Genomic DNA, 536 nt, shown 5'->3' with positions numbered 1-536 from the left:
GACCGATGGTCGATGCGCGCTACGCCGCCTAAGCTGCATTACGCGCAGTGGGCATGGCCGTAGCACGCCTGCGTAGCCATCGCGGCACGCGTCCACTCGGTGCGCTTCAACCCTTGAGGCCGCCCTGGCGGAACCGACTGAAAAGCACCCGTGCGAATGGGAGGTCGACCGGTCATGAGTGCGCTGCGCGTCGGGACACAATCGCTTTCGACGTTGTAGTTGGGCAGGCGCATGCCGCTTTGAGCCAGAGCGTCGATGCGTGGCGTCGCGACGCCACGCATCGACGCTCTGGCTCAAAGCGGCATGCGCCTGCCCAACTACAACGTCGAAAGCGATTGTGTCCCGACGCGCAGCGCACTCATGACCGGTCGACCTCCCATTCGCACGGGTGCTTTTCAGTCGGTTCCGCCAGGGCGGCCTCAAGGGTTGAAGCGCACCGAGTGGACGCGTGCCGCGATGGCTACGCAGGCGTGCTACGGCCATGCCCACTGCGCGTAATGCAGCTTAGGCGGCGTAGCGCGCATCGACCATCGGTC

Annotated in this window: 2 protein-coding genes; one reads left to right on the top strand and one right to left on the bottom strand. The window is 65.3% G+C overall.

The window, feature by feature from the left end:
• Positions 1-38: 38 nt before the first annotated feature.
• Complete coding sequence (locus A6V37_RS38790; RefSeq protein WP_482194144.1) at positions 39-233, bottom strand: hypothetical protein; 195 nt, start codon at positions 231-233, stop codon at positions 39-41.
• 22 nt (positions 234-255) lie between these two features.
• Between A6V37_RS38790 and A6V37_RS38785 the strand changes: the two genes are divergently transcribed.
• Positions 256-498 carry a sulfatase-like hydrolase/transferase gene (locus A6V37_RS38785; protein ID WP_425262270.1) on the top strand — a complete coding sequence of 81 codons (243 nt, stop codon included), beginning with the start codon at positions 256-258 and terminating at the stop codon, positions 496-498.
• The last annotated feature ends 38 nt before the right edge of the window (positions 499-536 follow it).

Origin of the sequence: Paraburkholderia ginsengiterrae (assembly GCF_001645125.1) — a bacterium.
GTDB classification, from domain to species: Bacteria; Pseudomonadota; Gammaproteobacteria; order Burkholderiales; family Burkholderiaceae; genus Paraburkholderia; species Paraburkholderia ginsengiterrae.
Note: the sequence above shows the minus strand (reverse complement) of the source record. Positions and strands in the feature narration are given on the sequence as shown.

Excerpts from the sequence above, each read along its gene's own strand:
- A6V37_RS38785 (WP_425262270.1), top strand. The coding sequence starts at position 256 with ATGCGTGGCGTCGCGACGCCACGCATCGACGCTCTGGCTCAAAGCGGC.
- A6V37_RS38790 (WP_482194144.1), bottom strand. The coding sequence starts at position 233 with ATGCGCCTGCCCAACTACAACGTCGAAAGCGATTGTGTCCCGACGCGC.